The organism is Streptomyces sp. CB02414, from assembly GCF_001905385.1.
Classification (GTDB): Bacteria; Actinomycetota; Actinomycetes; order Streptomycetales; family Streptomycetaceae; genus Streptomyces.
In genome coordinates, this window is the sequence record NZ_LIPF01000019.1 from 1 (window position 1) to 24,245 (window position 24,245).

At 72.8% G+C, this 24,245-nt stretch carries 18 protein-coding genes; 9 read left to right on the top strand and 9 right to left on the bottom strand.

Features of this window, described 5'->3' with window-relative positions:
- Positions 1-48 precede the first annotated feature (48 nt).
- The 3 genes from AMK11_RS36515 to AMK11_RS36525 form a co-directional block, all read right to left on the bottom strand.
- Positions 49-765, bottom strand: a complete 717-nt coding sequence (locus AMK11_RS36515) for an NADPH-dependent F420 reductase (protein WP_274535695.1) — start codon at positions 763-765, stop codon at positions 49-51.
- 108 nt (positions 766-873) lie between these two features.
- The gene (locus AMK11_RS36520; RefSeq protein ID WP_043379704.1) at positions 874-1,086 is read right to left on the bottom strand and encodes an EF-hand domain-containing protein; all 213 of its coding nucleotides are present in this window, start codon (positions 1,084-1,086) and stop codon (positions 874-876) included.
- A 60-nt stretch (positions 1,087-1,146) separates the two neighbouring features.
- Positions 1,147-2,061 (bottom strand): helix-turn-helix domain-containing protein, encoded by a 915-nt coding sequence (locus tag AMK11_RS36525; RefSeq protein ID WP_073732445.1) that lies wholly within the window; start codon positions 2,059-2,061, stop codon positions 1,147-1,149.
- Between the two features lie 48 nt (positions 2,062-2,109).
- Here AMK11_RS36525 and AMK11_RS36530 point away from each other — a divergent pair, with 48 nt between their 5' ends.
- Positions 2,110-2,757, top strand: coding sequence for a GNAT family N-acetyltransferase (locus tag AMK11_RS36530; protein WP_073732446.1), 648 nt, complete (start codon positions 2,110-2,112; stop codon positions 2,755-2,757).
- A 16-nt stretch (positions 2,758-2,773) separates the two neighbouring features.
- Here the strand turns inward: AMK11_RS36530 and AMK11_RS36535 are convergent, their stop codons facing one another.
- From AMK11_RS36535 to AMK11_RS36555, 5 genes are all read right to left on the bottom strand, one after another.
- Entirely contained in the window at positions 2,774-3,388 is a 615-nt protein-coding gene (locus AMK11_RS36535; RefSeq protein WP_073732447.1) for an ADP-ribosyltransferase, read from the bottom strand.
- Between the two features lie 98 nt (positions 3,389-3,486).
- Positions 3,487-3,990, bottom strand: a complete 504-nt coding sequence (locus AMK11_RS36540) for an ATP-binding protein (RefSeq protein ID WP_073732448.1) — start codon at positions 3,988-3,990, stop codon at positions 3,487-3,489.
- Positions 3,991-4,289: 299 nt separating this feature from the next.
- Complete coding sequence (locus AMK11_RS36545) at positions 4,290-5,057, bottom strand: enoyl-CoA hydratase/isomerase family protein (RefSeq protein ID WP_073732449.1); 768 nt, start codon at positions 5,055-5,057, stop codon at positions 4,290-4,292.
- 92 nt (positions 5,058-5,149) lie between these two features.
- Positions 5,150-6,412, bottom strand: a complete 1,263-nt coding sequence (locus AMK11_RS36550; RefSeq protein ID WP_443333936.1) for a L,D-transpeptidase — start codon at positions 6,410-6,412, stop codon at positions 5,150-5,152.
- 153 nt (positions 6,413-6,565) lie between these two features.
- Positions 6,566-7,807, bottom strand: a complete 1,242-nt coding sequence (locus AMK11_RS36555; RefSeq protein ID WP_073732450.1) for a L,D-transpeptidase — start codon at positions 7,805-7,807, stop codon at positions 6,566-6,568.
- A gap of 99 nt (positions 7,808-7,906) precedes the next feature.
- Here AMK11_RS36555 and glgX point away from each other — a divergent pair, with 99 nt between their 5' ends.
- From glgX to AMK11_RS36590, 7 genes are all read left to right on the top strand, one after another.
- Positions 7,907-10,162 carry a glycogen debranching protein GlgX gene (gene glgX, locus AMK11_RS36560; RefSeq protein ID WP_073732451.1) on the top strand — a complete coding sequence of 752 codons (2,256 nt, stop codon included), beginning with the start codon at positions 7,907-7,909 and terminating at the stop codon, positions 10,160-10,162.
- A gap of 74 nt (positions 10,163-10,236) precedes the next feature.
- Positions 10,237-12,066: an ABC transporter ATP-binding protein gene (locus AMK11_RS36565; protein WP_073732452.1), complete on the top strand. Its 1,830-nt coding sequence runs from the start codon at positions 10,237-10,239 to the stop codon at positions 12,064-12,066.
- Positions 12,063-13,934, top strand: a complete 1,872-nt coding sequence (locus AMK11_RS36570) for an ABC transporter ATP-binding protein (RefSeq protein ID WP_073732453.1) — start codon at positions 12,063-12,065, stop codon at positions 13,932-13,934. Before AMK11_RS36565 ends, AMK11_RS36570 begins: the two co-directional genes overlap by 4 nt.
- Positions 13,935-13,957: 23 nt before the next feature.
- Entirely contained in the window at positions 13,958-15,742 is a 1,785-nt protein-coding gene (locus AMK11_RS36575; protein WP_073732454.1) for an ABC transporter ATP-binding protein, read from the top strand.
- On the top strand, positions 15,742-17,508 hold the full coding sequence (locus tag AMK11_RS36580) for an ABC transporter ATP-binding protein (RefSeq protein ID WP_073732455.1): 1,767 nt from the start codon (positions 15,742-15,744) through the stop codon (positions 17,506-17,508). The genes AMK11_RS36575 and AMK11_RS36580 overlap by 1 nt, the downstream gene beginning before the upstream one ends.
- Positions 17,509-17,801: 293 nt before the next feature.
- Positions 17,802-19,847: a M4 family metallopeptidase gene (locus tag AMK11_RS36585; RefSeq protein ID WP_073732456.1), complete on the top strand. Its 2,046-nt coding sequence runs from the start codon at positions 17,802-17,804 to the stop codon at positions 19,845-19,847.
- Between the two features lie 77 nt (positions 19,848-19,924).
- Positions 19,925-20,434: a DUF1990 family protein gene (locus tag AMK11_RS36590; protein WP_073732457.1), complete on the top strand. Its 510-nt coding sequence runs from the start codon at positions 19,925-19,927 to the stop codon at positions 20,432-20,434.
- 39 nt (positions 20,435-20,473) lie between these two features.
- Here the strand turns inward: AMK11_RS36590 and AMK11_RS36595 are convergent, their stop codons facing one another.
- The gene (locus tag AMK11_RS36595) at positions 20,474-23,092 is read right to left on the bottom strand and encodes a glycosyltransferase family 1 protein (RefSeq protein ID WP_073732459.1); all 2,619 of its coding nucleotides are present in this window, start codon (positions 23,090-23,092) and stop codon (positions 20,474-20,476) included.
- A gap of 311 nt (positions 23,093-23,403) precedes the next feature.
- On the opposite strand from AMK11_RS36595, the gene AMK11_RS36600 reads away from it, so the two are divergent.
- The coding region (locus AMK11_RS36600; protein ID WP_143194627.1) for a maltotransferase domain-containing protein at positions 23,404-24,245 on the top strand (842 nt) is incomplete at its 3' end.

A 24,245-nucleotide genomic window follows, 5' to 3' on the forward strand; every position in this document is an offset into this window, starting at 1 on the left:
TGTTCAAGCACCCAGCAGGCGTGTCACCAACGTCGCGGGACAGCACACCTAGCCCCTGAACGCCGCCGGACGCTCCGGGGACGCCTCCGCCAGGGCCTTGGTGACGCCCTCGGCGCCCGCGCGAAGGCCGTAGACGGGGGTGTCGGGCTGCTGGCGCCAGGACTCGTCGATGCCGCCGGCGTCGACGGTGTCGAAGCCCAGTTCGTCGATGAGGGCCCGGACCTTGGCCTTGGCCGCCTCGTCGTCACCGGCGACCGGCAGCGCCATGCGGCCGGGGTCGCCGGCCGGGCGCGGGCGGTCCAGGATGTCCTGGGCGTACGTGCCGTTGAACGCCTTGATCACGGGGTGGCCGAGGTGGCCCTCGACCCACCGGCTCTCGGTGCGGCCCTCGTCCTCGATGGCGGCGATGCGCCCGTCGCGCTGCCGCGGGTAGTAGTTGTTGGTGTCGATGACCGCCACGCCGTCGGCGGCGCCGTCGAGGATGCCGGAGGGCAGGCCGGGGACCGCCTTCAGCGGGACCGTGACGACCACGATCTCGGCGCCCCGGGCCGCCTCCTCGGCCCGCACCGGGGTGGCGCCGGTCTCCTCGGCCAGCGCGGTGAGCGTGTGCGGTCCGCGTGAGTTGGCGACGGAGACGTCGTGCCCGATCGCGGTCAGCCGCCGGGTGAGGTTGCCGCCGATGTTGCCCGCGCCGATGATGCCGATCTTCATGATGCCGACTCGCCTTGCCTTTCGGGGGTCGTGTCCTGCGGAACCCGGCGGCACGCGCCGGTGATCAGCGGCAACCCCCGGCCGGCGCGGGCTATTCCACCCAGGCCGGACATACCGAGGGGCGCCCGCCCGGTGACCGGACGGGCGCCCCTCGTGGCGTCGCTACTTGTTCAGGTGCGCCCAGAACTCGTCGAACGACAGCACCTTGTCGCCGTCCAGGTCGCGGCCGGCGATGATCGCCTCGGCCACCGACTCGGTGACGTTCCAGTCGCCGCCCTGGGCCAGCGCGGTCTTGAACTCGGCCGCGGTGATGAAGCCGTCACCGTCCGTGTCGATCCGCTCGAACTGCTTGCGTGCTTCCTCGATGTCCGCCACCGGTCCGCCCCTCATTTCCGTGCTCTGCTCGTCCTGTGGACGCGTCTGACGCAGGTCAGATTAGCTGCCCGGGCGAGCGCCCAGTGCGGCGACCACCCACCCGAACTGCTCCTCGTGGGCGGACGGCGGCTCCACGCCGTTCACGATCGCCGACAGCTCCCGGTAGCGCGCGAGGCGGTTGTTCGTCATCGAGGTGAGGCGTTTTCGTACGACGGCCGGGTCGGCGTCGCCGATGAGCGCGCGCAGGATGCCGGCGGCCCGCGGCGAGTCGGGCGCGACGCCCTCCCGCAGCGCGTCGCCCGCGAGCCGGACCAGACGGCTGACGAACCACAGGGAGGAGCTGGTGGGCACGTCCGCTGCCCGGTCCGCCGCGTTGAACTCGATCATCCGGCGCATCGTCGCCCGGAACTCCGGGTCCTGGATCAGCTCGGCCAGCTCCACCCACGCGTCCACCTGCTCGGGGGTGGGATCGTCGGGCAGGTCCGCCGCGGCGAAGCGCAGACGGGTGCGGATGTCGGGGTCGGCGGTGTCGATGCCCTCGAAGACCTCCGCCATGAAGTCGTCGATGATGCGCCGTCGTTCGGCGGCGGACAGTCGCGCCAGCTTGTTCATCAGGGTCGTCTCCTCTGCGGTCGAGCCGCGTCTCGCCACGGTCGACAGCACCGCGCGGGTCACCCTCAGCGACCTGATCTGCGCGTCCAGCGCGCTCACGTGGGCCGCCGCCACCTGCGCGACCGTCTCCTCGCCGGCCAGCACGCGGCGTACGGCGTCCAGGCCGAGGCCGAGCTCGCGCAGGGTGCGGATCAGCTCCAGGCGGGCGACGGAGGCGGCGTCGTAGAGGCGGTAGCCGCCCGTGGAGCGGGTCACCGGGGGCAGGGCGCCCTCGTCGGACCAGTAGCGGATGGTGCGCACCGTCAGTCCGGTGGCGCGGGCCAGCTCGCCGATGGTCATCAGTGCGGTGCCGTCGTCGTTCACGTGTGTGAGCCTGGGCCTTCCAGTGGGTGGAGACTCAAGGAGCGCGGTGTGGCGGAGAGCCTGCGGGACATTCTGGAGGCGGCGGGGCGGGGTCTCTTCCCGGTGGCGGACGGCGGGATCACCGTGGTGCCGCAGCACGGCGAGCGGGACGCGGGGGTGATCGCGTTCACGGCGCACTCGGTCGTCTTCACGGACGAGGAGGAGGGGTGGGTGCGCGGGACGCTGGAGGCTCTGGAGGCACTGGGGTGCGACCCGCTCGCCGCGGCCATGAATTCCCGGTTCCTGAGCGCCCTCGGGGAGCGGGCCGGGCGGACCAACGACACGATCGACGTGCTGCTGACCGGCGCTCCGCTGCCGGGCCGGCCTGAGGTGGCGCTGGAGGAGGTCGCCGGCCCCGGGCATCCCCGGGTGGTCGCGGCGGGCCGGCGGCGCGGCGGGGTGCGGGTGTGGGCGGCGGACGGCGGGGTGCTGGTGCTGGGCCGCGGGGTCGCCGGGCGGCTGGAGGTCGCGGTGGAGGTGGCGGAGGGGGCCCGGCACCGGGGACTGGGGCGGCACCTGGCGACGGCGGCGCGGCGGCTGGCCGGGGGCGAACCGGTGTGGGCGCAGATCGCGGCGGGGAACGCCCGCAGTCTGCGGGCGTTCCAGGCGGCGGGTTACCGGCCGGTGGGATCGGAGGCGCTGTTCCTCCGCCCGTGAGGTGCCCGGTGCCGGGTCAGTGCCAGGGCTTGTAGTGCGGGTTGCTCTCGCACTCGCTCATGACCTCGGTCTTGGTCTGCCGGTCGACCGGGCAGACGCCGATGATGTACTGCCGCTTGATGCCGCCGGGGAAGGCGACCTCGACCTGGTCGGCCCACTTGTGGGTGTCGCCGATGGTCTTGTTGACGTCGATGCCGCCGGGGGCGTCGATGTAGTAGTTGTAGCCGGACTTGTACCAGGTCTTGTAGAGGTCGTGGTCGTAGGTGGTCGAGACGTACGGCGAGGGCTGGTTGACGAGGACGTACTTCTCGACGTCGTACTGGCCGTCGGTGACGTCCTTGGCGTGGAAGCCCTCCTCGAAGACGACCTGCGGGCCGCGGCTGTCGCTGCGGTAGAGGGTGCCGCAGGTGGTGCGCCAGACCGGCTCCGGCGTGATGCGGTCGAGGTCCACGTCGGGGTCGGCGGCGGCCTTGAGCTTGTCGTCGAACTGGGGGCAGGCGGGGGCGGCCTTCGCGGCGGGTGCCGTCGGCGCGGTCGTGCTGCCGGGAGCCGTGGCGGCCGTGGTGGCGAGGACGGCGGAGAGGGACAGGACGGCGGCGGCGCCCCTGCGGCGCAGGCGAGTGGTGAACATGGGGCTTACGATCCCGGGTGCGGAGCGGTAGGCTCCGGATCTTCACCCGTAGGTGGCGTGTCCGCCGAACCGCCTTGCCCCCGGCGGAAGATGGGCTCTCACCGGTCGACCACCCGCAGCTCGAACCAGGTCGTCTTGCCGCGCGGCAGCAGGTCGACGCCCCAGCGGTCGGACAGCTTGTCGACGAGGAAGAGGCCGCGTCCGCTGACGTCCGTGTCCTGCACCGGCATCAGGCAGGGCAGTCCCCGGGAGGGGTCGCGGACCTCGACGCGGATCCAGCCGGGGCGGCGGCGCATGTGGAGGCCGAAGACGCGGGCTCCGGTGTGCCGCACCGCGTTGCCCACCAGCTCGGAGACGAGCAGGACGGTGTCCTCCGTGACGCGGGGGCCGAGTTGCCACTGACGCAGGGCGATGACCTGGGCCAGTCGGCGGGCGGTGGCGGCGGACTCGGGGCGGGAAGGTAACGGAACTTCGCACTCCGTGGGATTGCCGAACAACTCCAGCGCCTTGAGCGCGTGTTCGTCCTCGACCGCCGGCGACCAGCGCGCCGCGGTCGCACGTCCGGCTCCCCGCGGCTGTTCCGTACCCTCCAGCCCCGCCATGCCCCCATCATGGCCGTCCTCGGAGGGCTCCGGGGCCGTTCCCGGGGAATACACCCCCGCCGAGGGCGGGTCCGACGGCGGTCGATCGGCATATGCCGCAGGCAGTTCGGGACCGCGAACAGCCCCACTGACCTGCACGGACGGCTCGGCCCGAGACAAGCGACGGACTCCCTCGACAAGACGCGCTTAATGGTGCGTTAAGGCTCCCATAAACCGCCCCATCGAGGGACCCGGATGAGACACCACGTCAATTACAAGTGGACCGGCCGGACTTCCGGCGACGGTTGTGCGAGCGTCCGCTAGAGGAACTTCGCCTTCCCCGGTCCCTCTTCCACGAAGCTGCGCATCCCGCGTTCGCGGTCCTCGGTCGCGAACAGGCCCGCGAACCAGTTCCGCTCGACGGCGAGGCCGGTGTCGATGTCCGTCTCCAGTCCGGTGTCGATCGCCTCCTTCGCCGCGCGCAGCGCGATGGCGGGGCCCTTGGCGAGCCGGGCGGCCCAGGCGTGCGCCTGCTCGTAGACCTCGGCGGCCGGTACGACGCGGTCCACCAGGCCGAGTGCCAGCGCCTCGTCGGCCTTCACCTGGCGGCCGGTGAAGATGAGGTCCTTGGCCTTGGAGGGGCCGATCAGCCGGGACAGCCGCTGGGTGCCGCCCGCGCCGGGGATCAGGCCGAGCAGGATCTCGGGCTGGCCGAGCTTGGCGTTCTCGCCGGCGATGCGGAAGTCGGCGCATAGCGCGAGCTCGCAGCCGCCGCCGAGGGCGTAGCCGGTGACCGCCGCGACCACCGGCTTGGGGATGCGGGCCACGGCAGTGAAGGAGTCCTGCAGGGCCCGGGAGCGCGCGATCATCGCCGCGTGGTCCATCACCTGCATCTCCTTGATGTCCGCACCCGCCGCGAACACCTTCTCGCCGCCGTGGATAACGACGGCACGCACGTCGTCGCGGCGGGTGACCTCCTCGGCGAGTTCCTTGAGCCGGTCCTGGGTGGCGACGTCCAGCGCGTTCATGGGCGGGCGGTTGAGGCGCAGGGTGCCGACGCCGTCCGCGACTTCCAGTTCTACGGTCATGCCCAGCAGGTTAACGGGGACTAACGACAGCGGCCCCGGTGCCGTACCTCACATCGAGGATCGCGGACACCGGGGCCGTACGCGGATGGAGGCTACGCCTTCCACTTCTCCCAGGACATGTTCCAGCCGTTGAGGCCGTTGTCCGGGGCGATGGTCGCGTCGTTGCTGTTCTTCACCACGACCACGTCGCCGATCATCGAGTTCTCGAAGAACCAGGAGCCCGGCGCCTTCTCGTCCCAGCCGCCGCGCACGTCGCGCAGGCCTATGCAGCCGTGGCTGGAGTTGCGGTTGCCGAAGGCGTCGCCGCCCCAGTAGTTGCCGTGGATGAAGGTGCCGGAGGTGGACAGGCGCATGGCGTGCGGGACGTCCTTGATGTCGTACTCGCCGCCGTAGCCGACGGTCGCACCGTTCATGCGGGTCACGGGGAGCCGCTCGGTGATGACCATCTGGCCGTTCCAGGTCTCGTAGCCGGGCGCGCCGGTGGTGACCGGGATGGTCTTGACCGTCTTGCCGTCCCGCACGACCGTCATGGTGAGCTTCTTGGCGTCGACCACGGAGACCTGGCTGCGGCCGACGGTGAAGGAGACGGTCTTGTCCTGCTCGCCGTAGACGCCGTCGCGGCCCTCGACGCCGTCGAGGTCGAGGTCGACGGTGACCTTGGTGCCGGCCTTCCAGTACTTCTCCGGGCGGAAGTCGAGGCGGTCGTTGCCGAACCAGTGGCCCTCGACCTCGACGGCCGGCTCGGTCTTGATGCGGATGGCCTTCTCGACGTCCTCGGGGTTGGTGATGCCCCGGGTGAAGCGGATCGAGAACGGCATGCCGACGCCGACCTTCGAGCCGTCCTCGGGGGTGAAGTGGCCGATGAAGGTGTTCTCGGGCGTCAGGGTGGTGAAGCGGGAGTCCTCGGCGGCCGTGCGGCCCTCGGAGTCCTTGGCGACCGCGTGCACGGTGTACGTGGTGGCGGCGGCCAGGTGGGTGGACGGCGTCCAGGTGGCGCCGTCGCCGGATATCTTCCCGTCGACCTTGGCGCCCTCGGCGTCCTTGACGACGACCTCGGTGAGCTTGCCCTTGGCGGCGCCTATCTTCAGGGCGCCGCTGGTGTCGACGGCCTTGGCCCCGTCCTCGGGCGTGATGCTGACGACGGCCTCGGACTGCTTGCTCTGTGCCGCCGTGGAGTCCTTGGCGTTCTTGCCGTCGCCGCCCGCCCCGGCGCCGGCGCCGGAACCCGACCCGCCGCAGGCGGTGAGTGTCAGCAGCACGCCCAGTGCCAGCGCCGGCAGTGCCCTGCCGCGTCCCCTGCCGCCCCGCCCCCGGGCACCCGCCGGCGACGCCCCCGATATCGGACGCACGTTCAACTTGTCTCCCCTCGCCGGGCCCGATCCGGCCCGCGCCCCAGTGCGCCGACGCGCACGGGCGCATCGTAACCGCAGGCCAGCGGCTCAGGGGACAGGGGAAATGTCACCGTTCCGTACCGAGTTGGCGGCCACCCCGGCCGGGGCGCGCCGGGGTCACTTCACCGCGCTGCCCGCCTTCCATTTCTTCCAGTTCATGTTCCAGCCGCCGAGTCCGTTGTCGGGGGCGACCGTCTTGTCCTTGCTGTTGACCACCTCGACGACGTCGCCGATGAGGCTGCGGTCGAAGAACCAGCCCGCCGGGGTGTCGGACCCGCCGCCCTTGACGTCGCGCAGTCCGACGCAGCCGTGGCTGACGTTGGCGCGGCCGAAGGTGTCGGCGGGCGCCCAGTAGTTGCCGTGCAGGAAGGTGCCGGAGCTGGTCAGGCGGATGGCGTGCGGGACGTCGGGGATGTCGTACTCGCCGCCGAAGCCGACCGTGCGGCTGTTCATGCGGGTGACGTCGAGCATCTCGGTGATGACCATCTTGCCGTTGTAGGTGGGGGTCTTCGGGGCGCCCGCGGTGATGGGCACCGTGGTCAGCAGGGTGCCGTCCCGGCGGACCTCCATGGTCCGCTTCGCCGCGTCGACCAGGGAGACCTGGCTGCGGCCGACGGTGAAGGAGAACGTCTTGTGCTGGAGCCCGTAGACGCCCGGCGCGCCCTCGACGTCGCGCAGGTCGAGGTCGACGGTGACCTTGGTGCCGGGCTTCCAGTACTTCTCGGGGCGGAAGTCGAGACGGTCCTTGCCGAACCAGTGGGGGCGGACCTCGACGGAGGGCTTCGCGGTCACCTCGACGGCGCGTTCGACGGCGGCGCGGTCGGTGATCTCGTCGCTGAACTGCAGCGAAACGATCATGCCGGTGCCGACGACGGAGCGGTTCTCGGGGGCGAAGTAGGCGATGAAGCGCTCGTCGGGGACGTAGGTGGTGAAGGTGGCGTGCCGGGCGGAGCGGCGGCCGTGGCCGTCGAGGGCGACCGCGTCGACGGTGTACTTGGCGGCCAGGGCCAGCCGCTCGTCGTCGGGTTCCCAGCGCAGTCCGTCCTCGGAGATCCGGCCGGGCACCTCCGTCTCCTGCGCGTCCTGCGACTTGACGACCTTCACCGACTCCAGCCGGCCGTCGGGCACCCGCACCGACAGCTTCTTCTCCTCGGGCCGGACGGCCTTGCTGCCGTCGTCCGGGGTGATGCGGATGACGTCCTCGGCGGCGGGTGGTTTGCCGAGCATCTCGCCGATGTCCGAGCCGATGCCGCCGCCGTCGGAGGTGCATCCGGCGGCCCCGGCCAGCAGTCCTGCCCATGTCAGTACGGCGGCCCAAACGGTCGCCGCGCGCCGTGCGCGCCCATGTACGTGCCTCACATCCACCCGTAACGACCGGTCCGCCCTGGGGAAACGTGAGTGCGAGCCATGCGGTGGGCAGAACTGTGGGGAGGACCACGAGCCGCGGGAGGCTGACAGGTGTCCAGCGCAGCCGAGCAGGAGGAGGTGGCCGGGAAACCGGCCGCCGAGGACGGGCCCGCGCGCCCCGCCGTCGTGGTGAACGGCGCACGGCGTGCCGCGCCGCCGCCCGCCGTGCCGGCGTGGCCGGGGACACCGGTGCCGCTGGGCGCCCGGTTCCGGACCGGCCCGGACGGGGTGGCGGGAACGAACTTCGCGCTGTGGGCGGGCGGGGCGGAGGCGGTGGAGCTGTGCCTGTTCGACGAACAGGGGGTGGAGGGCCGGGTGCGGCTGACCGAGCTGACCCACGAGATCTGGCACGGCTTCGTGCCCGGCGTGCGGCCCGGCCAGCGCTACGGCTACCGGGTGCACGGCCGCTGGGACCCGTGGACGGGCGCCCGCTGGAACCCGGCGAAGCTCCTGCTCGACCCGTACGCGCGTGCGGTGGACGGTGACTTCTCCCTGCCCGCCGAGGTGTACGGGCACGTACGGGACTGGCCGGAGCAGCACGTGGCGGACACCGTCCGCGACGACCGGGACTCGGCGCCGTACGTCCCGAAGGGCGTGGTCGTCCATGACGACGACGACTGGGCGGACGACCGCCGGCCCAAGACCCCGTGGGCGGACTCGGTCATCTACGAGCTGCACGTCAAGGGCTTCACCAAGCTCCACCCGGACATCCCGCCCGAGCTGCGCGGCACGTACGCGGGCCTCGCGCACCCGGCGGCGGTCGGGCACCTGACACGGCTGGGCGTGACGGCGGTGGAACTGCTGCCGGTGCACCAGTTCGCGCACGAGAGCCACCTGCTGGAGCGCGGCCTGCGGAACTACTGGGGCTACAACTCCATCGGCTACTTCGCCCCGCACGCCGCGTACGCCGCCTCCGGCACCACCGGTGAGCAGGTCGGCGAGTTCAAGCGGATGGTGCGCGCGCTGCACGCGGCGGGCATCGAGGTCATCCTCGACGTGGTCTACAACCACACGGCGGAGGCGGGCGAGCTCGGCCCGACGCTCTCCCTCAAGGGCATCGACAACCACGGCTACTACCGCCTCCAGCCGGACGCCCGCCGCTACGCCGACTACACCGGCTGCGGCAACACCCTGCACGTGGTCCAGCCGCACGTGCTGCGCCTGATCACCGACTCGCTGCGGTACTGGGTGACGGAGATGGGCGTGGACGGCTTCCGCTTCGACCTGGCGGCGGCGCTGGCCCGTTCGATGCACGACGTCGACATGCTCTCCCCGTTCCTCGCCGTGATCGCCCAGGACCCGGTGCTGCGGCGGGTGAAACTGATCGCCGAGCCCTGGGACGTCGGCTCGGGCGGCTACCAGGTAGGCGCCTTCCCGCCCCTGTGGACGGAGTGGAACGACCGCTACCGCAATGCCGTGCGGGACTTCTGGCGGCACGCGCTGCCGGACGTGCGGGAGATGGGCTACCGCCTGTCGGGCTCCAGCGACCTGTACGCGTGGGGCGGGCGGCGCCCGTACGCCTCGGTCAACTTCGTCACCGCGCACGACGGCTTCACCTTGCGCGACCTGGTGTCGTACGAGCGCAAGCACAACGAGGCCAACGGCGAGGGCAACCGGGACGGCACGGACGACAACCGCTCCTGGAACTGCGGCGCGGAGGGCGAGACCGACGACGCCCGGGTGCGGGCGCTGCGGCGGCGCCAGCTGCGCAACCTGCTGACCACCCTCCTGCTGTCGACCGGGGTGCCGATGCTGGTCGCCGGCGACGAGTTCGGCCGCACCCAGGGCGGCAGCAACAACGCCTACTGCCAGGACAACGAGATCGGCTGGCTGGACTGGAGCCTGCTGGACGACCCGGAGTGGCGGCCCCTGTTCGAGCTGACCTCCCGGCTGATCGCGCTGCGCCACCGGCATCCCGTGCTGCGCCGCCGGGCCTTCTTCTCCGGCCGGGCGCACTCCGCGGACGGCCTGCGCGACCTGGCCTGGTTCACCGCGCGGGGCACCGAGATGACGGAACAGGACTGGTACGCGCCCGCCGCCACCCTCGGCATGTACCTCTCCGGGCGGGACATCCCGGGCCGCGACGAGCGCGGCGCGCCGTTCGCCGACGACAGCTTCCTCGCCGTCCTGCACGCCGGGGAGCGTCCCGCGCCCTTCGTCCTGCCGGCCGCGCCGTGGGCGGAGCGGTACGAGGTGGTCGTGGACACCAGCGGGGAGGCGCAGGCTCAGGAGCCGGGCGGGACGCACGCGGCGGGCGCGGAGATCACGGTGCCGGCGCGGTCGGTGCTGCTGCTGCGGGTGGGGTGAGGCAGTCCACGCGCTTCCCTCCCGCCAGAAAACGCCAGGCGCAAGAGAGCAGGTGAACCGTAGGCTCGCTGCTGATGCCCACGACACCCGCCCCCGCCCCGGACCACCCTGCCGAGAAGCGTTCCACCGTGCGCGCCCTGCTGCGGCTGTGGCCGTACGTGCGGCCGGTGCGGGCGCGGTTGGGGACCGCGGCAGTCATAGCGATCCTCGCCTCGTGCGTCGGGCTGGTGATCCCGCTCGTCCTGAAGTGGATGGTGGACGGGCCGGTGGCCGACCGGGACCCGGCCGGTGTGTGGCTCGGCGCGCTGTACCTGCTGCTCCTCGGGGTGGCGGAGGCGCTGCTGTTCGGGCTGCGGCGGTGGCTGGTGGCCCGGCCGCTGTCGGCGGTCGAGGCCGGGATGCGGGCGGACCTGTACCGGCACCTGCAACGGCTGCCGGTGGCCTTCCACGACCGGTGGCCCTCGGGGCAGTTGCTGTCGCGCGGGACGACGGACCTGATGCTGCTGCGCATGTTCCTCGCCTTCCCGCTGACGTTCCTGCTGGTCAACGGCGTCACGATCCTGGTCGGCGTCGGCATCATGCTGGTCCAGGACTGGACACTGGGGCTGGTGATCCTCGGGCCCGCCATTCCCGTGATGATCACCTGCGGGATCTTCGAGAAGAAGTACTCCGCGGTGGCGCGGCGCGCGCAGGACCAGGTCGGGGACCTGACGACCGTGGTCGAGGAGAGTGTGCTCGGCGTCCGGATCATCAAGGGCTTCGGCCGGCACCGCAGCCAGGCCCGCGCCTTCCACGAGCTGTCGCACACGCTGCGCGGGACGGAGCTGCGCAAGGCGCGGCTGCTGGCGTCCATCTGGGCGGTCATCGTGACGCTGCCGGAGCTGGCGATCGGGGCGGCGCTGGTGGTGGGGGCGGTGCAGGTGGCGGACGGGTCGCTGTCGGCGGGGACGCTGGTGGCGTTCCTGTCGACGGCACTGGCGCTGCGGTGGCCGGTGGAGTCGATCGGCTTCCTGCTGGCGATGAGCCAGGAGGCGGCGGCGGCCACGGACCGGTACTTCGAGGTGATGGACGCGGAGGTCGAATCGCCGGGGAGTCCCCCCGCGCGGGAGGGCGGGGAGCGCGGCCCGGCGGTGCGGGCCGACGGGCTGAACTTCCAGGCCGTCACGTTCCGTTACCCCGACGCACCCCCCGACTCCCCGCCCCTCCTCGACCGCGTCGACCTCCACATCCGCCCCGGCGAGTCCATGGCCCTGGTCGGCGCCACCGGCAGCGGCAAGACGACGCTCACCGCGCTCGTCCCCCGCCTCCACGAGGTCACCTCCGGACGGATCACGCTGGACGGCGAGGACATCACCGCCCTGCCCCGCGAGGAGCTGCGCGCCCTGGTCGCCGTCGCCTTCGAGGAGCCGACCCTCTTCTCGGCGAGCGTCGGCGAGAACGTGCTGATGGGCGCCGCCGACGGCGCCGGGGACGAGGCACTGGGCCGGGCCCTCGCCGTCGCGCAGGCCGACTTCGCGCACGCGCTGCCCCAGGGCACCGGCACCCAGGTCGGCGAGCAGGGCCTCAGCCTGTCCGGCGGCCAGCGCCAGCGGCTCGCGCTCGCCCGGGCGGTCGTCGGCAGCCCGAGGTTCCTCGTCCTGGACGACCCGCTGTCCGCGCTGGACGTGCACACGGAGGCCGCGGTGGAGGCCGCCCTGCGGCAGGTCCTCGCGGACACCACCGCCCTGATCGTGGCCCACCGCCCCTCCACCGTCCTGCTCGCCGACCGCGTCGCCCTGCTCTCCGGCGGCCGGATCGCCGCCGTCGGCACCCACCACGAACTGCTGCGCGCCAACGCCGAGTACGCCCACCTGATGTCCGGACTCGACGGGCACGAGGAGCCCGGAAAGGGGGACGGCCGATGACCGCGCCCACGGCCACCGCGCCGGACAGGGAACGGCCCGAGGACGAGCCGGCCGCCGAGAGCCCGGCCCTCGCGGCCGACGACGTCTTCGACCGGGACGTCCTGCCCAGCCCCCCGGGCGCGACCGGCACCCTGCTGCGTTCCCTGCTGGCCCCGATGAAGGCCCGCGTCGCCCTCACCACCTTCCTCCTGCTGCTCCAGCAGGCGGCCGTGCAGGCGGGCCCGCTGCTGGTGGCGTACGCCATCGACCACGCCGTACCGGCGCTGCGGGACGACGACCACGGTCCGCTGATCGCGGTCGGCGCCGGTTACCTGCTCTGCTCGCTGGCCGCCGGCGGACTGCAGTACGCCTTCGTCGCGGCCGCCGCCCGGGTCAGCCAGGACGTGCTGCTGGACCTCAGGGGCCGGATCTTCCGGCACGCGCAGGCGCTGAGCGTCGACTTCCACGAGCGCTACACCTCGGGCCGGCTGATCTCACGTTCCACCACGGACGTGGAGTCGCTGCGGGAGCTGCTCGACGAGGGCCTCCAGGAACTGGTGACGGTCATCCTCTCCTTCGTCTACATCGCGGCGCTGCTGCTCTGGCTGGACCTGGGCCTCGGCGGCGTCGCGGTGGCGTCGTTCGTGCCGCTGTACGCGCTGGTGCGGCTGTACCAGCGGCGCGCGGGGCGGGTGTACCGGCGGCGGTCCACGGCGATCGCGACGGTGATCGTGAAGTTCGTGGAGACGATGAACGGCATCCGCCCGGTGCGTGCCTTCCGCCGGGAGGCGGCCAACGACGCCGACTTCGCCGTACTCAACCGGCGCCACGAGCGGTCCAACGGAGACGCGCTGCTGGAGATGGCCCGTTACGTCGTCGGCTCGCGGCTGGTCGCCAACACGGCCGTGGCCGGGATCGTGCTGTGGGGCGCCTACCGGGTCGCGGACGGCACGCTGGCGCTCGGCGTGCTGGCGGCGGCGGTGCTGTACCTGCGCCGCCTGTACGACCCGATCGACCGGCTCGGCATGTTCCTGAACTCCTACCAGTCGGCGGCGGCCTCCCTGGAGAAGATCGCCGGACTGCTGGCGCAGACGCCGTCCGTACCGGAACCGGCCGCGCCGAAGGAGCTGCCGCCGCTTCAGTCCGAGCACCCCGGCCGGGAGGTCGTCTTCGACGCCGTCCGCTTCGCCTACCGCACCGGCGGCGAGGTGCTGCCCCGCTTCGCCCTGACGATCCCGGCCGGGCAGACCGTCGCCGTCGTCGGCTCGACCGGCGCGGGCAAGTCGACGCTGGCCAAGCTGCTCGCCCGGTTCTACGACCCCTCCGACGGGCGCGTCCTGCTGGACGGCACCGACCTGCGCGACCTGGCCGTGCCGGAACTGCGGCGCGGGGTGGTGATGGTGACGCAGGAGGCCTTCCTGTTCTCCGGGACCGTCGCCGACAACATCGCCATCGGCCGGCCGGAGGCGACGCGGGAGGAGATCGAGCGGGCCGCGAAGGCGATCGGCGCCCACGACTTCATCACCGCGCTGCCCGACGGCTACGACACCGACGTACGCAAGCGGGGCGGCCGGATCTCCGCCGGCCAGCGGCAACTGGTCGCGTTCGCGCGGGCGTTGCTGGCGGACCCGGCGGTGCTGATCCTGGACGAGGCGACCAGCTCGCTGGACGTCCCCGGGGAGCGGGCGGTGCAGCGGGCCATGGCGACGGTGCTGAAGGGCCGTACGGCGGTGGTGATCGCACACCGGCTGTCCACCGTGGAGATCGCCGACCGGGTGCTGGTGATGGAGCATGGCCGGATCGTGGAGGACGGCACGCCGGACGAGCTGATCGCCGGTACGGGCCGGTTCGCGGACCTGCACCGGGCGTGGCGGGACAGTCTCGCGTGAGGGCGGGGCCTCGGGGGAGAACGGTGATCGACGCGTACGAGGACCCGGGCACGCCGGACCGCAGGGGCGGCTGGCGGTACCTGGCGTGGCTGGTGCGGCGGCAGTGGCCGCGCTGTCTGGCGGGGGCGGTGCTGGCCAGTGTGTGGATAGTGCTGCTGGCAGCGACGCCGTACCTGATGGCGCGGGCGGTCGACCACGGTCTGACCCCCGGTGACCTGGGCGCGCTGGCGGGTTGGACGGGCGCCCTGGTCACCGCGGGGGCGTTCAACGCCTGGCTGGGCACCCTGCGGCACCGCACGATGACGCGGGTGCGGATGGACGCCAACTTCCGCACGGTCAAGGTGGTCGTCGGGCACGCCGCGCGGCTCGGTGCGGCGCTGCGCCGGCAGGTGGGGGCGGGAGAGGTCGTCACCATCGGGGTGGGTGACGTGCAGACCATCAGCACCTCCCTGACGGCGGTGGGCCCCGGCGTCGGAGCCGTGGTCGCCTACGCGGCCGTCGGCGGACTGCTGCTGTCGGTGTCGACGCGGCTCGCCCTGGTGGTGCTGATCGGGGTGCCGCTGCTCGGCGTGGTGCTCGGACCGCTCATGGGGCGGTTGCAGGGCAGGGAGACCGAGTACCGGGAGCGGCAGTCCGTGCTGACCGCGCGGATCGGCGACCTCGCGGGCGGGCTGCGGGTGCTGAACGGCCTGGGCGGCAAGGGCCTGGTCGCGGACGCGTTCCGCCGGGACTCGGGGCGGCTGCGCGAGCAGGGCTACCGGGTCGGCGCGGTGACCAGCTGGATCCAGGCCCTGGGGGTGGGCCTGCCGATGCTGTTCCTGGCGCTGGTGACCTGGCTGGGCGCCCGGCTGGCGGTGCAGGGGCACATCAGCGTCGGCGAGCTGGTGTCGGTGTACGGGTACGTGGTGGCGCTGGGCTGGCCGGTGGCGTTTCTGATCGAGATGGGCCACCAGCTCAGCCGGGGCGTGGTGGCCGCCCGCCGGGTGGTGGCGTTCCTGCGCCTGGAGCCCGAGCCGGACACCGGCACGTGTGACGCCCCCGCCGAGCCGTCGGCGCTGTACGACCCGGGCTCCGGGGTACGGGTCCTCCCCGGCCACCTGACCGCCCTGGCCACCGCCCGCCCGTCGGACGCCACCGAACTCGTCGACCGCCTGGGCCGCTACGCCCCCTCCGAGGTGACCTGGGGAGACATCCCGCTGTCCGAGGTACCGCTCGCACAGGTCCGGTCCCGCATCCTGGTCGCGGAGGCGGAAGCCGACCTCTTCGCAGGCCCCCTGCACGAAGTAATAGGCGCTCAGGAGACGCCCCAAAGGGGCGCGGGGAACTGCGCGACCAGCCACACCGCACCCGCAGACGCCCGACTACACACCGGGGCAACCCAGAAGGCGAACCTCACCCAGGCCATCCACGCCGCCGCCGCCGAAGACATACTCCAGTCCCTCCCCGACGGCCTGGAAACCCAGGTCGCGGCCCAGGCCCGCGACCTGTCCGGCGGTCAACGCCAACGCGTACGCCTGGCCCGAGCCCTGCTCACCGACCCCGAGATCCTGCTCGCCGTGGAGCCGACCTCCGCTCTGGACGCCCACACCGAGGCCACCGTCGCGCACCGCCTGCGGGACGCCCGCAAGGGCCGTACGACCGTGGTGGCCTGCACCTCCCCCCTCCTGCTCGACCGGGCGGACGTGGTGCACCACCTGGTCGACGGCAAGGTCGTCGCCACCGGCACGCACCGCGAACTGCTCGCCACCGAGCCGGGATACCGCGCACTGGTCTCCAGGGAAGACAGCGAAGACGAGGTGCTCCCATGATGTCCGAAGGACAACTCCCCGTCGCCGGGCGCACCGGCGTCCGCCGCGCGGTGGCCGGCCTGGTCCGCGCCGACCGGCGGTCCTTCGCGGTCGTCCTCGGCCTGAACGCGCTGGCGGCGCTCGCCGGGCTCGCGGGCCCGTGGCTGCTGGGCCGGATCGTCGACGAGGTGCGCGCCGGGGGCGGTGTCGGTGCCGTGGACCGGATGGCGCTCGCCATCCTGCTGTGCTCCCTCGCCCAGCTGCTGCTGGCCCGCTGGGCTCGGTACGTGGGCCACCGTTTCGGTGAGCGGACCCTCGCGCGAGTGCGGGAGCGGTTCGTGGACCGCGCGCTGGCCCTGCCGGCCTCGGTCGTGGAGCGGGCCGGCACCGGCGACCTGACGACGCGCGGCACCGCCGACGTGACCACGGTCGGCACGACGCTGCGCGACGCCGGGCCCGAGCTGCTGATCAACTCGGTGCAGGCGCTGTTCCTGGCCGCCGCCGTGTTCGTGCTCGACCCGCTGCTCGGCCTGGTCGGCGTGCTGGGGCTGACGCCCGTGTGGTTCGCGCTGCGCTGGTACCTGCGCCGGGCGCGGGCCGGCTATCTCGCCGAGGGCGCGGCGAACTCGGAGGTCGCCGAGAGCCTGACGGCCACGGTGGCCGGGGCCCGCACCGTCGAGGCGTTGCGGCTGACCGGGCGCCGCGTCGCGTCGAATCGCCGGGCGCTGGAGGAGTCGCGGCGCGCCCGGTTCCGCACGTTGTTCCTCCGCAGCGTCTTCTTCCCGGCGGTGGAGATCTCGTACGTCGTCCCCGTGGCGGGGGTGCTGCTGATCGGCGGTGTCCTGCACACGCACGGGTCGGTGAGCCTCGGCGCGGTGGTGTCGTGCGCCGTGTACCTCCAGCAGCTCGCCGGGCCGCTCGACGAGGTGCTGATGCGCGTCGAGCAGCTCCAGGCGGGCGGGGCGTCGTTCGCCCGGGTCGAGGGGCTGGCGCGGGCTCCGCGGGCGGCGACGGGCGACTCGCCGGTCCCGGCGGACGACCGGATCGACGTGACCGGCGTGCGGTACGCCTACGACCGGGGCGGCGAGGTGCTGCGCGGTGTGGACCTGACCGTGCGGCCGGGTGAACGGCTGGCGCTGGTCGGGCCGTCCGGGGCGGGCAAGACCACGCTGAGCCGGCTGCTGGCGGGCGTGGACGCGCCGACCGAGGGGTCGGTGACGGTGGGCGGGGTGCCGGTGAGCGCGCTGGGGCCGGAGCGGCTGCGCCGCCAGGTCGTGCTGGTCACCCAGGAGCACCACGTCTTCCTCGGCACGGTCCGGGACAATCTCCTCATCGCCGAACCGGCGGCCACCGATCAGCAGTTGTGGTCGGCCCTGGCCGCCGTGGGTGCCGAACAGTGGGTGCGGGAGCTGCCCGGCGGCCTCGGCGCCGAGCTGGGCACCGGCGGTCACCGCACGGACGGCTCGCAGGCCCAGCAGCTCGCTCTGGCCCGGGTGGTGCTGGCCGACCCGCACACACTGATCCTGGACGAGGCCACCGCCCTGCTGGACCCGACCACGGCCCGGCACACCGAGCGCGCCCTGGCCGCCGTACTGGAGGGCCGCACGGTCATCGCCATCGCGCACCGCTTGCACACCGCGCACGACGCCGACCGGGTGGCGGTGATGGAGGACGGCCGGCTCACCGAACTGGGCACGCACGACGAGCTGGTGGCGGCGCGGGGCGCGTACGCGGCGCTGTGGAACTCCTGGCACGGGGAGCCGTCCCCGCAGCCCGTTACTGACTGAGCGGGCAGTCAGTACCACGCTCGGGCAACCCTTCCGTATATCGAACATGAACGCCCGGACAACGAACGATTTCCAGCCAACTTCCTGACGCGCCCCTGACAAACACGTCGCTCGCCTGCCACTCTTCCCCAGGCCGCCGCACAGCGCCCCCACAGCATTCCCGTCAGCGCTGCACGAAGGCCAGCTCCACGCACGTGGTTTCTGCGTACCGACCAGCACCGCCCGGCCGGCCCACCCGCCGACCGGTCTCCCCACCGGCCGCGCGATCCGCGGCCACGCAGAAGGAGTCAGTGTTGAGCAGCAGTTCTCCCCACAGACGCACCTCCCACACCGCGTCCCCGCGCACCACCCGCCGCCGTACCGCCGCCGCCGTCGCGCTGGCCGGTGTCGCCGCGCTGATCGCCACCGCGGTCCAGTCCGGAGCCGCCACCGCCGCGCCCGCCCCGGCGCCCGCACCGGGTGCCGAATCGGTCAAGCTCAGTCCCGCCCAGCGCGCCGAGCTGATACGCGACGCCAACGCCACCAAGGCCGCGACCGCCGACGACCTCGGCCTGGGCGCCAAGGAGAAGCTGGTCGTCCGCGACGTCGTCAAGGACCGCGACGGCACCGTGCACACCCGCTACGAGCGCACCTACGACGGACTCCCGGTCCTCGGCGGCGACCTCGTCGTCACCAGCGACGCCGGGAAGACCGAGCGGGTCGTGAAGGCCACCCCGAAGGCGATCAAGCCAGCCACCGTGACGCCGAAGATCTCCGCCGCGAAGGCGAAGACGCAGGCCGTGTCCGCCGCGAAGGCCGCCGGTGCCGAGGCAGCGGACGCCGACCGCGCGCCGCGCAAGGTGATCTGGGCCGCGAACGGCACCCCGGTCCTGGCGTACGAGACGGTCGTGGGCGGCCTTCAGGAGGACGGCACCCCGAACGAGCTGCACGTCGTCACCGACGCCGCCACCGGCGCCAAGCTCTACGAGTACCAGGCGATCCACAACGGCACCGGCAACACCATGTACAGCGGCACGGTGGAGCTGGGCACCGCGCGGTCCGGGTCGTCGTACACGCTGACCGACACGAACCGCGGCAACCACAAGACGTACGACCTGAACGGCCGTACCTCCGGCACCGGCACGCTCTTCTCCGGCCCCGACGACGTGTGGGGCAACGGCAGCGCGTCCAACGCCGAGACCGCCGCCGCCGACGCCCACTACGGGGCCGCGCTGACCTGGGACTACTACAAGAACGTCCAGGGCCGCTCCGGCATCCGCGGCGACGGCGTGGGCGCCTACTCCCGCGTCCACTACGGCAACAACTACGTCAACGCCTTCTGGTCGGACTCCTGCTTCTGCATGACGTACGGCGACGGCTCCGGCAACGCCAACCCGCTGACGTCCATCGACGTTGCCGCGCACGAGATGACGCACGGCGTCACCTCCAACACGGCGGGCCTGGTCTACAGCGGCGAGTCCGGCGGGCTCAACGAGGCGACCAGCGACATCTTCGGCGCGGCCGTCGAGTTCCACGCCAACAACTCCTCCGACGTCGGTGACTACCTCATCGGCGAGGAGATCGACATCAACGGCGACGGCACCCCGCTGCGCTACATGGACGAGCCCAGCAAGGACGGCGCGTCCAAGGACTACTGGTACTCGGGGATCGGCAACGTCGACGTCCACTACTCGTCCGGCCCGGCCAACCACTTCTTCTACCTGCTGAGCGAGGGCAGCGGCACCAAGACCATCAACGGTGTCACCTACGACTCGCCCACCTCGGACGGCCTCCCGGTCACCGGCATCGGCCGCGACAAGGCCGCGAAGATCTGGTTCCGCGCCCTGACCACGAAGTTCACGTCGACCACCAACTACGCGGGCGCCCGCACCGGCACCCTCGCGGCGGCCGGTGAGCTGTACGGCACCGACAGCGCCGAGTACACGGCGGTGCAGCACGCGTGGGCGGGCATCAACGTCGGCTCCCGCCCCGGTGACGGCGGTGGCGGCGACGGCACGACCTTCGAGAGCGGCACGAACGTGAACATCCCCGACTACGGGTCGGCGGTGACCTCCTCGGTCACGGTCTCGGGCCGGGCGGGCAACGCGCCGAGCGACCTGAAGGTGGGCGTGGACATCGTGCACAGCTGGCGCGGTGACCTGCGGATCGACCTGGTCGCGCCCGACGGGACGACGTACCTGCTGAAGCGCAGCGGCTACGACCCGGCGGAGGACGTGCACGAGACCTACACGGTCAACGCCTCCTCCGAGACGGCCAACGGCACCTGGAAGCTGCGCGTCCAGGACCAGGGCCGGCAGGACACCGGTTACATCGACTCCTGGCGGCTGACCTTCCCGTAGGCCCTTCGCGGCCCCACGGTGTGACGGGCGGCACCCGGAACCAGTGGTTCCCGGGGGCCGCCCTACCCTTGGTGCCCATGTCCTTCACGTACGACGACGTCGGCGCCACCCGCGAGCAGGACGCCTGCCCGCCCGGCTTCCGCCCCATGCACGTACGCACCCGCCTCGGGGAGGGCGAACCGGTGTTCCGGCGCGCGGCCGAGGCCGTGCTCACCTGGGAGATGCACCGGGAGATGGGGGTCGGCATCGACGCGAGCGCGGAGCGCGCCGCGCCCGGCGTCGACGTCACCGTCACCCTCGCCGGGATGATCAAGGCGCCCTGCCGGGTGGTGTGGACGCTGGAGGAGCACCGCCGGGCCGGCTGGGCCTACGGCACGCTGCCCGGTCATCCGGAGTCCGGCGAGGAGGCCTTCGTGGTCGACCGGACGGGCGACGGCACGGTCTGGCTGACCGTGCACGCCTTCAGCCGCCCCGCCAAGTGGTACGCCAAGGCCGGCGGGCCCGCCGCCCGCGCCTTCCAGCACGCGTACGCCCGCCGCTGCGGCACCGTCCTGCGGCGGCTGAGCGGGGGCGACGAGGAGGACTGACCCCCGGCGGGAGGGTCCTCCGCCGCCGCCCCGGCGCGCTCACCGCATCAGCAGCCCCGCCGCCTGGGCCAGGTCGTCCGACGGCACCGCGACCAGCCCCGCCTCCGCGCCGGACGCCAGCAGCCGGTGCGCGGGCAGGATGCGGACCGTGTAGCCGAAGGGGCCGGTGCGGTCCAGGGCGAGCGGACCCTCGTACAGCCAGCGGCCCTCCAGGTCGGGGCCGCCCACCGGTTTCAGCGGCGCCGTCGTCGCGTCGGTGATCCGGTCCTCGGTGTCGACCCGGCCGGAGACCGCCTGCACCTCGACGTCGTCGGGCGCGAGTTCGCCGAGGTTCACCCGCACCCGCAGCCCCAGCGTCGTGCCGAGTTCGGCGCTGGCGGTGGCGGCGGACGTCTCCACGTGGTCGACGCTCACCCCGGGCCAGGCGGTGCGCACCCGGGCCTTCCACTCGGCCAGCGCCCGCGCGGAGTCCGGGTCCATCGCGCGGTGCGCCTCGGCCGCCGGGGTGTAGAGCCGCTCCACGTACTCGCGCACCATACGGCCGGCCAGCACCTTCGGCCCCAGCAGGCTCAGCGTCCGGCGGACCATCTCGATCCACCGGTCGGGCAGCCCGCTCGCGCCCCGCTCGTAGAAGCGCGGGGTGATCCGCTGCTCCAGCAGGTCGTAGAGGGCGTCGGCCTCTATGGCGTCGCGCCGGTCGGGGTCGGTCCCGGAGCCGTCGGCGGTGGGGATCGCCCAGCCGAAGTCCGGCTGGTACCACTCGTCCCACCAGCCGTCCAGCACCGACAGGTTGAGGCAGCCGTTGAGCGCCGCCTTCATGCCGGAGGTGCCGCACGCCTCCAGGGGGCGCAGGGGGTTGTTCAGCCAGATGTCGCAGCCCGGGTAGAGCTTCTGCGCCATCGCCATGCCGTAGTCCGGCAGGAACACGATCCGGTGCCGCACCCGCGGGTCGTCCGCGAACCGCACCAGCTCCTGCACCAGCCGCTTCCCGCCGTCGTCCGCCGGGTGCGCCTTGCCCGCGACGACGATCTGGATCGGCCGCTCGGGGTGCAGCAGCAGGTCCATCAGCCGGTCGCGGTCGCGCAGCATCAGCGTCAGACGCTTGTACGACGGGACGCGGCGCGCGAAGCCGATGGTGAGCACGTCGGGGTCGAGGACGTCGTCGATCCAGCCCAGCTCGGCGGTCCCGGCGCCGCGCTGCCGCCAGGAGACGCGCAGCCGTTCCCGTACCTCCTCGACCAGTTGCTCGCGCAGGGTGCGGCGCAGGTCCCAGATGTCCTGGTCGGGGATGTCGGCGACCGAGTCCCAGCGGTCCGAGCCGCCGACGGTCAGCGCGTCCTCGGCCCGCTGCACGCCGATCTGCCGGGCGCCGAGGCGGAACACCTCGGGGGCCACCCAGGTCGGGGCGTGCACGCCGTTGGTGACGGAGGTGATCGGCACCTCGTCGGCGTCGAAGCCGGGCCACAGTCCGGAGAACATCTCCCGGCTGACCCCGCCGTGCAGCAGGGAGACGCCGTTGGCGCGCTGGGCCAGGCGCAGGCCCATCACGGCCATGTTGAACAGGTTGGGCTCGCCGCCGGGGTAGGTCTCCATGCCGAGGCGCAGGACGCGGTCGACGTCGATGCGCGGGAGTTCGGCGTCGGACCCGAAGTGGCGGGCGACCAGCTCGCGGTCGAAGCGGTCGATGCCGGCCGGGACCGGGGTGTGGGTGGTGAAGACGGTCCCGGCCCGGACCGCCTCCAGGGCGGAGACGAACTCCGTCCCCTCGTCGCACAGTTCGGCGATGCGTTCCAGCCCGAGGAAGCCCGCGTGGCCCTCGTTGGTGTGGAACACCTCCGGCGCCGCGTGGCCGGTGAGCCGGCAGTACGTGCGCACCGCCCGGACACCTCCTATGCCGAGCAGCATCTCCTGGAGCAGCCGGTGCTCGCTGCCGCCACCGTAGAGCCGGTCGGTGACGCCGCGTTCGCCGAGGTCGTTCTCCTCGACGTCCGAGTCCAGCAGGAGCAGCGGCACCCGGCCGACCTGGGCCAGCCAGATCCGGGCGCGCAGCTCCCGGCCGCCGGGCAGGGCCAGGGCGACGTGGGCGGGGGTGCCGTCGGGCTCCTCCAGGAGGGCCAGGGGCAGCTCGTGGGGGTCGAGGACGGGGTAGTGCTCCTGCTGCCAGCCGTCCCGGGAGAGGGACTGGCGGAAGTAGCCGTGCCGATAGAGCAGGCCGACGCCGACGAGCGGCACGCCCAGGTCGCTGGCCGCCTTGAGGTGGTCGCCGGCCAGGATGCCGAGGCCGCCGGAGTACTGGGGCAGGGCCGCGGTGATGCCGAACTCGGGCGAGAAGTAGGCGACGGCGGCGGGCAGTCGGCCGGACTGGGCCTGGTACCAGCGGTCGCCGGTCATGTAGTGGTCGAGGTCGTCAGCCACCGCGGTGAGCCGGCGCAGGAAGCGCCGGTCCCCGGCCAGCTCCGCGAGGCGGGCGGGCGGCACGGTGCCGAGCAGCCGTACGGGGTCGCGGCCGGACGCGGCCCAGCACTCTGGGTCGACGGACTGGAAGAGGTCGCGGGTCTCCGGATGCCAGGACCAGCGCAGATTGCGGGCCAGATCACTGAGCGGCCGGAGGGAGTCGGGGAGTACGGGACGGACGGTCAGTCGACGGATCGCCTTCACCCGCACGACGTTACCGGCGTGATGTGTCCCCCGCTGGGGGCTTCGCCCGAAGATCTCCGATTCGGCCTGAACGGCGTCGTGTCCGGTCGCCGGACGGGCTAATAACCACCGGCGTGTCGATCTCCCGGCGGGGAAGTCGTTCGGTCAGGACCGTCGCGTGTGTCGACATACGCGTGAGTAGTCATCAAAGTGCCGGATTGCCCACCCGAAGAGTGTGGGAAGGCTCCTGCGGTACGCCCCACACGCACCGCCGCAGGACCCACCTCCCCAGAGTCATCCGCCCACCCACGTTGACGCGGACAGGAGCGGTCATGCCCGCCACGCACCACTCGTCAGCACCCCCCGTAGCGAACCCCGGCGCACGCCCGGAAACGCCACGCGCGACCCCACGTGACGCCCCGCCCGCGGCGCCCTCCGCGGACGGCACCACCGTCGTCGGACGCATCCCCGTCCTGGACGTCCGCCCGATGGTCCATCAGGGACGCAGACCCGCGAAGGCCGTGACCGGCGAGTCGTTCCAGGTCTCGGCCACCGTGTTCCGCGAGGGGCACGACGCGGTGGCCGCCAACGTCGTACTGCGGGACCCCGAGGGCCGGCCGGGCCCCTGGACCCCGATGCGGGAACTGGCCCCGGGCACCGACCGCTGGGGCGCCACCGTCACCGCCGGCGAAGCCGGACTCTGGACGTACGCCGTTCAGGCGTGGGGCGACCCGGTCGCCACCTGGCGGCACCACGCGCGGATCAAGATTCCGGCGGGGATGGACACCGGGCTGGTCCTGGAGGAGGGCGCCCGGCTGTACGAGCGGGCCGCCGCGGAGGTGCCCGGCGGCGCGGACCGGCGCGCACTGCTGGCCGCCGTCGACGCGCTGCGGGACGAGAACCGGCCCGCCGCGTCCCGGCTGGCGGCGGCGTTGACGCCGGAGGTGGACGCGGTGCTGGCCCGGCATCCGCTGCGGGAGCTGGTCACCACCTCCGACCCGCTGCCCCTGCTCGTGGAGCGCGAACGCGCCCTGTACGGCGCCTGGTACGAGTTCTTCCCCCGCTCCGAGGGCACCCCCCAGCAGCCCCACGGCACCTTCCGCACCGCCGCCCGCCGCCTCCCCGAGATCGCCGCGATGGGCTTCGACGTCGTCTACCTCCCCCCGATCCACCC

Excerpts from the sequence above, each read along its gene's own strand:
- AMK11_RS36535 (WP_073732447.1), bottom strand. The coding sequence starts at position 3,388 with ATGTTCACCACTCGCCTGCGCCGCAGGGGCGCCGCCGCCGTCCTGTCC.
- AMK11_RS36540 (WP_073732448.1), bottom strand. The coding sequence starts at position 3,990 with ATGGCGGGGCTGGAGGGTACGGAACAGCCGCGGGGAGCCGGACGTGCG.
- AMK11_RS36545 (WP_073732449.1), bottom strand. The coding sequence starts at position 5,057 with ATGACCGTAGAACTGGAAGTCGCGGACGGCGTCGGCACCCTGCGCCTC.
- AMK11_RS36565 (WP_073732452.1), top strand. The coding sequence starts at position 10,237 with ATGCCCACGACACCCGCCCCCGCCCCGGACCACCCTGCCGAGAAGCGT.
- AMK11_RS36570 (WP_073732453.1), top strand. The coding sequence starts at position 12,063 with ATGACCGCGCCCACGGCCACCGCGCCGGACAGGGAACGGCCCGAGGAC.
- AMK11_RS36580 (WP_073732455.1), top strand. The coding sequence starts at position 15,742 with ATGTCCGAAGGACAACTCCCCGTCGCCGGGCGCACCGGCGTCCGCCGC.
- AMK11_RS36590 (WP_073732457.1), top strand. The coding sequence starts at position 19,925 with ATGTCCTTCACGTACGACGACGTCGGCGCCACCCGCGAGCAGGACGCC.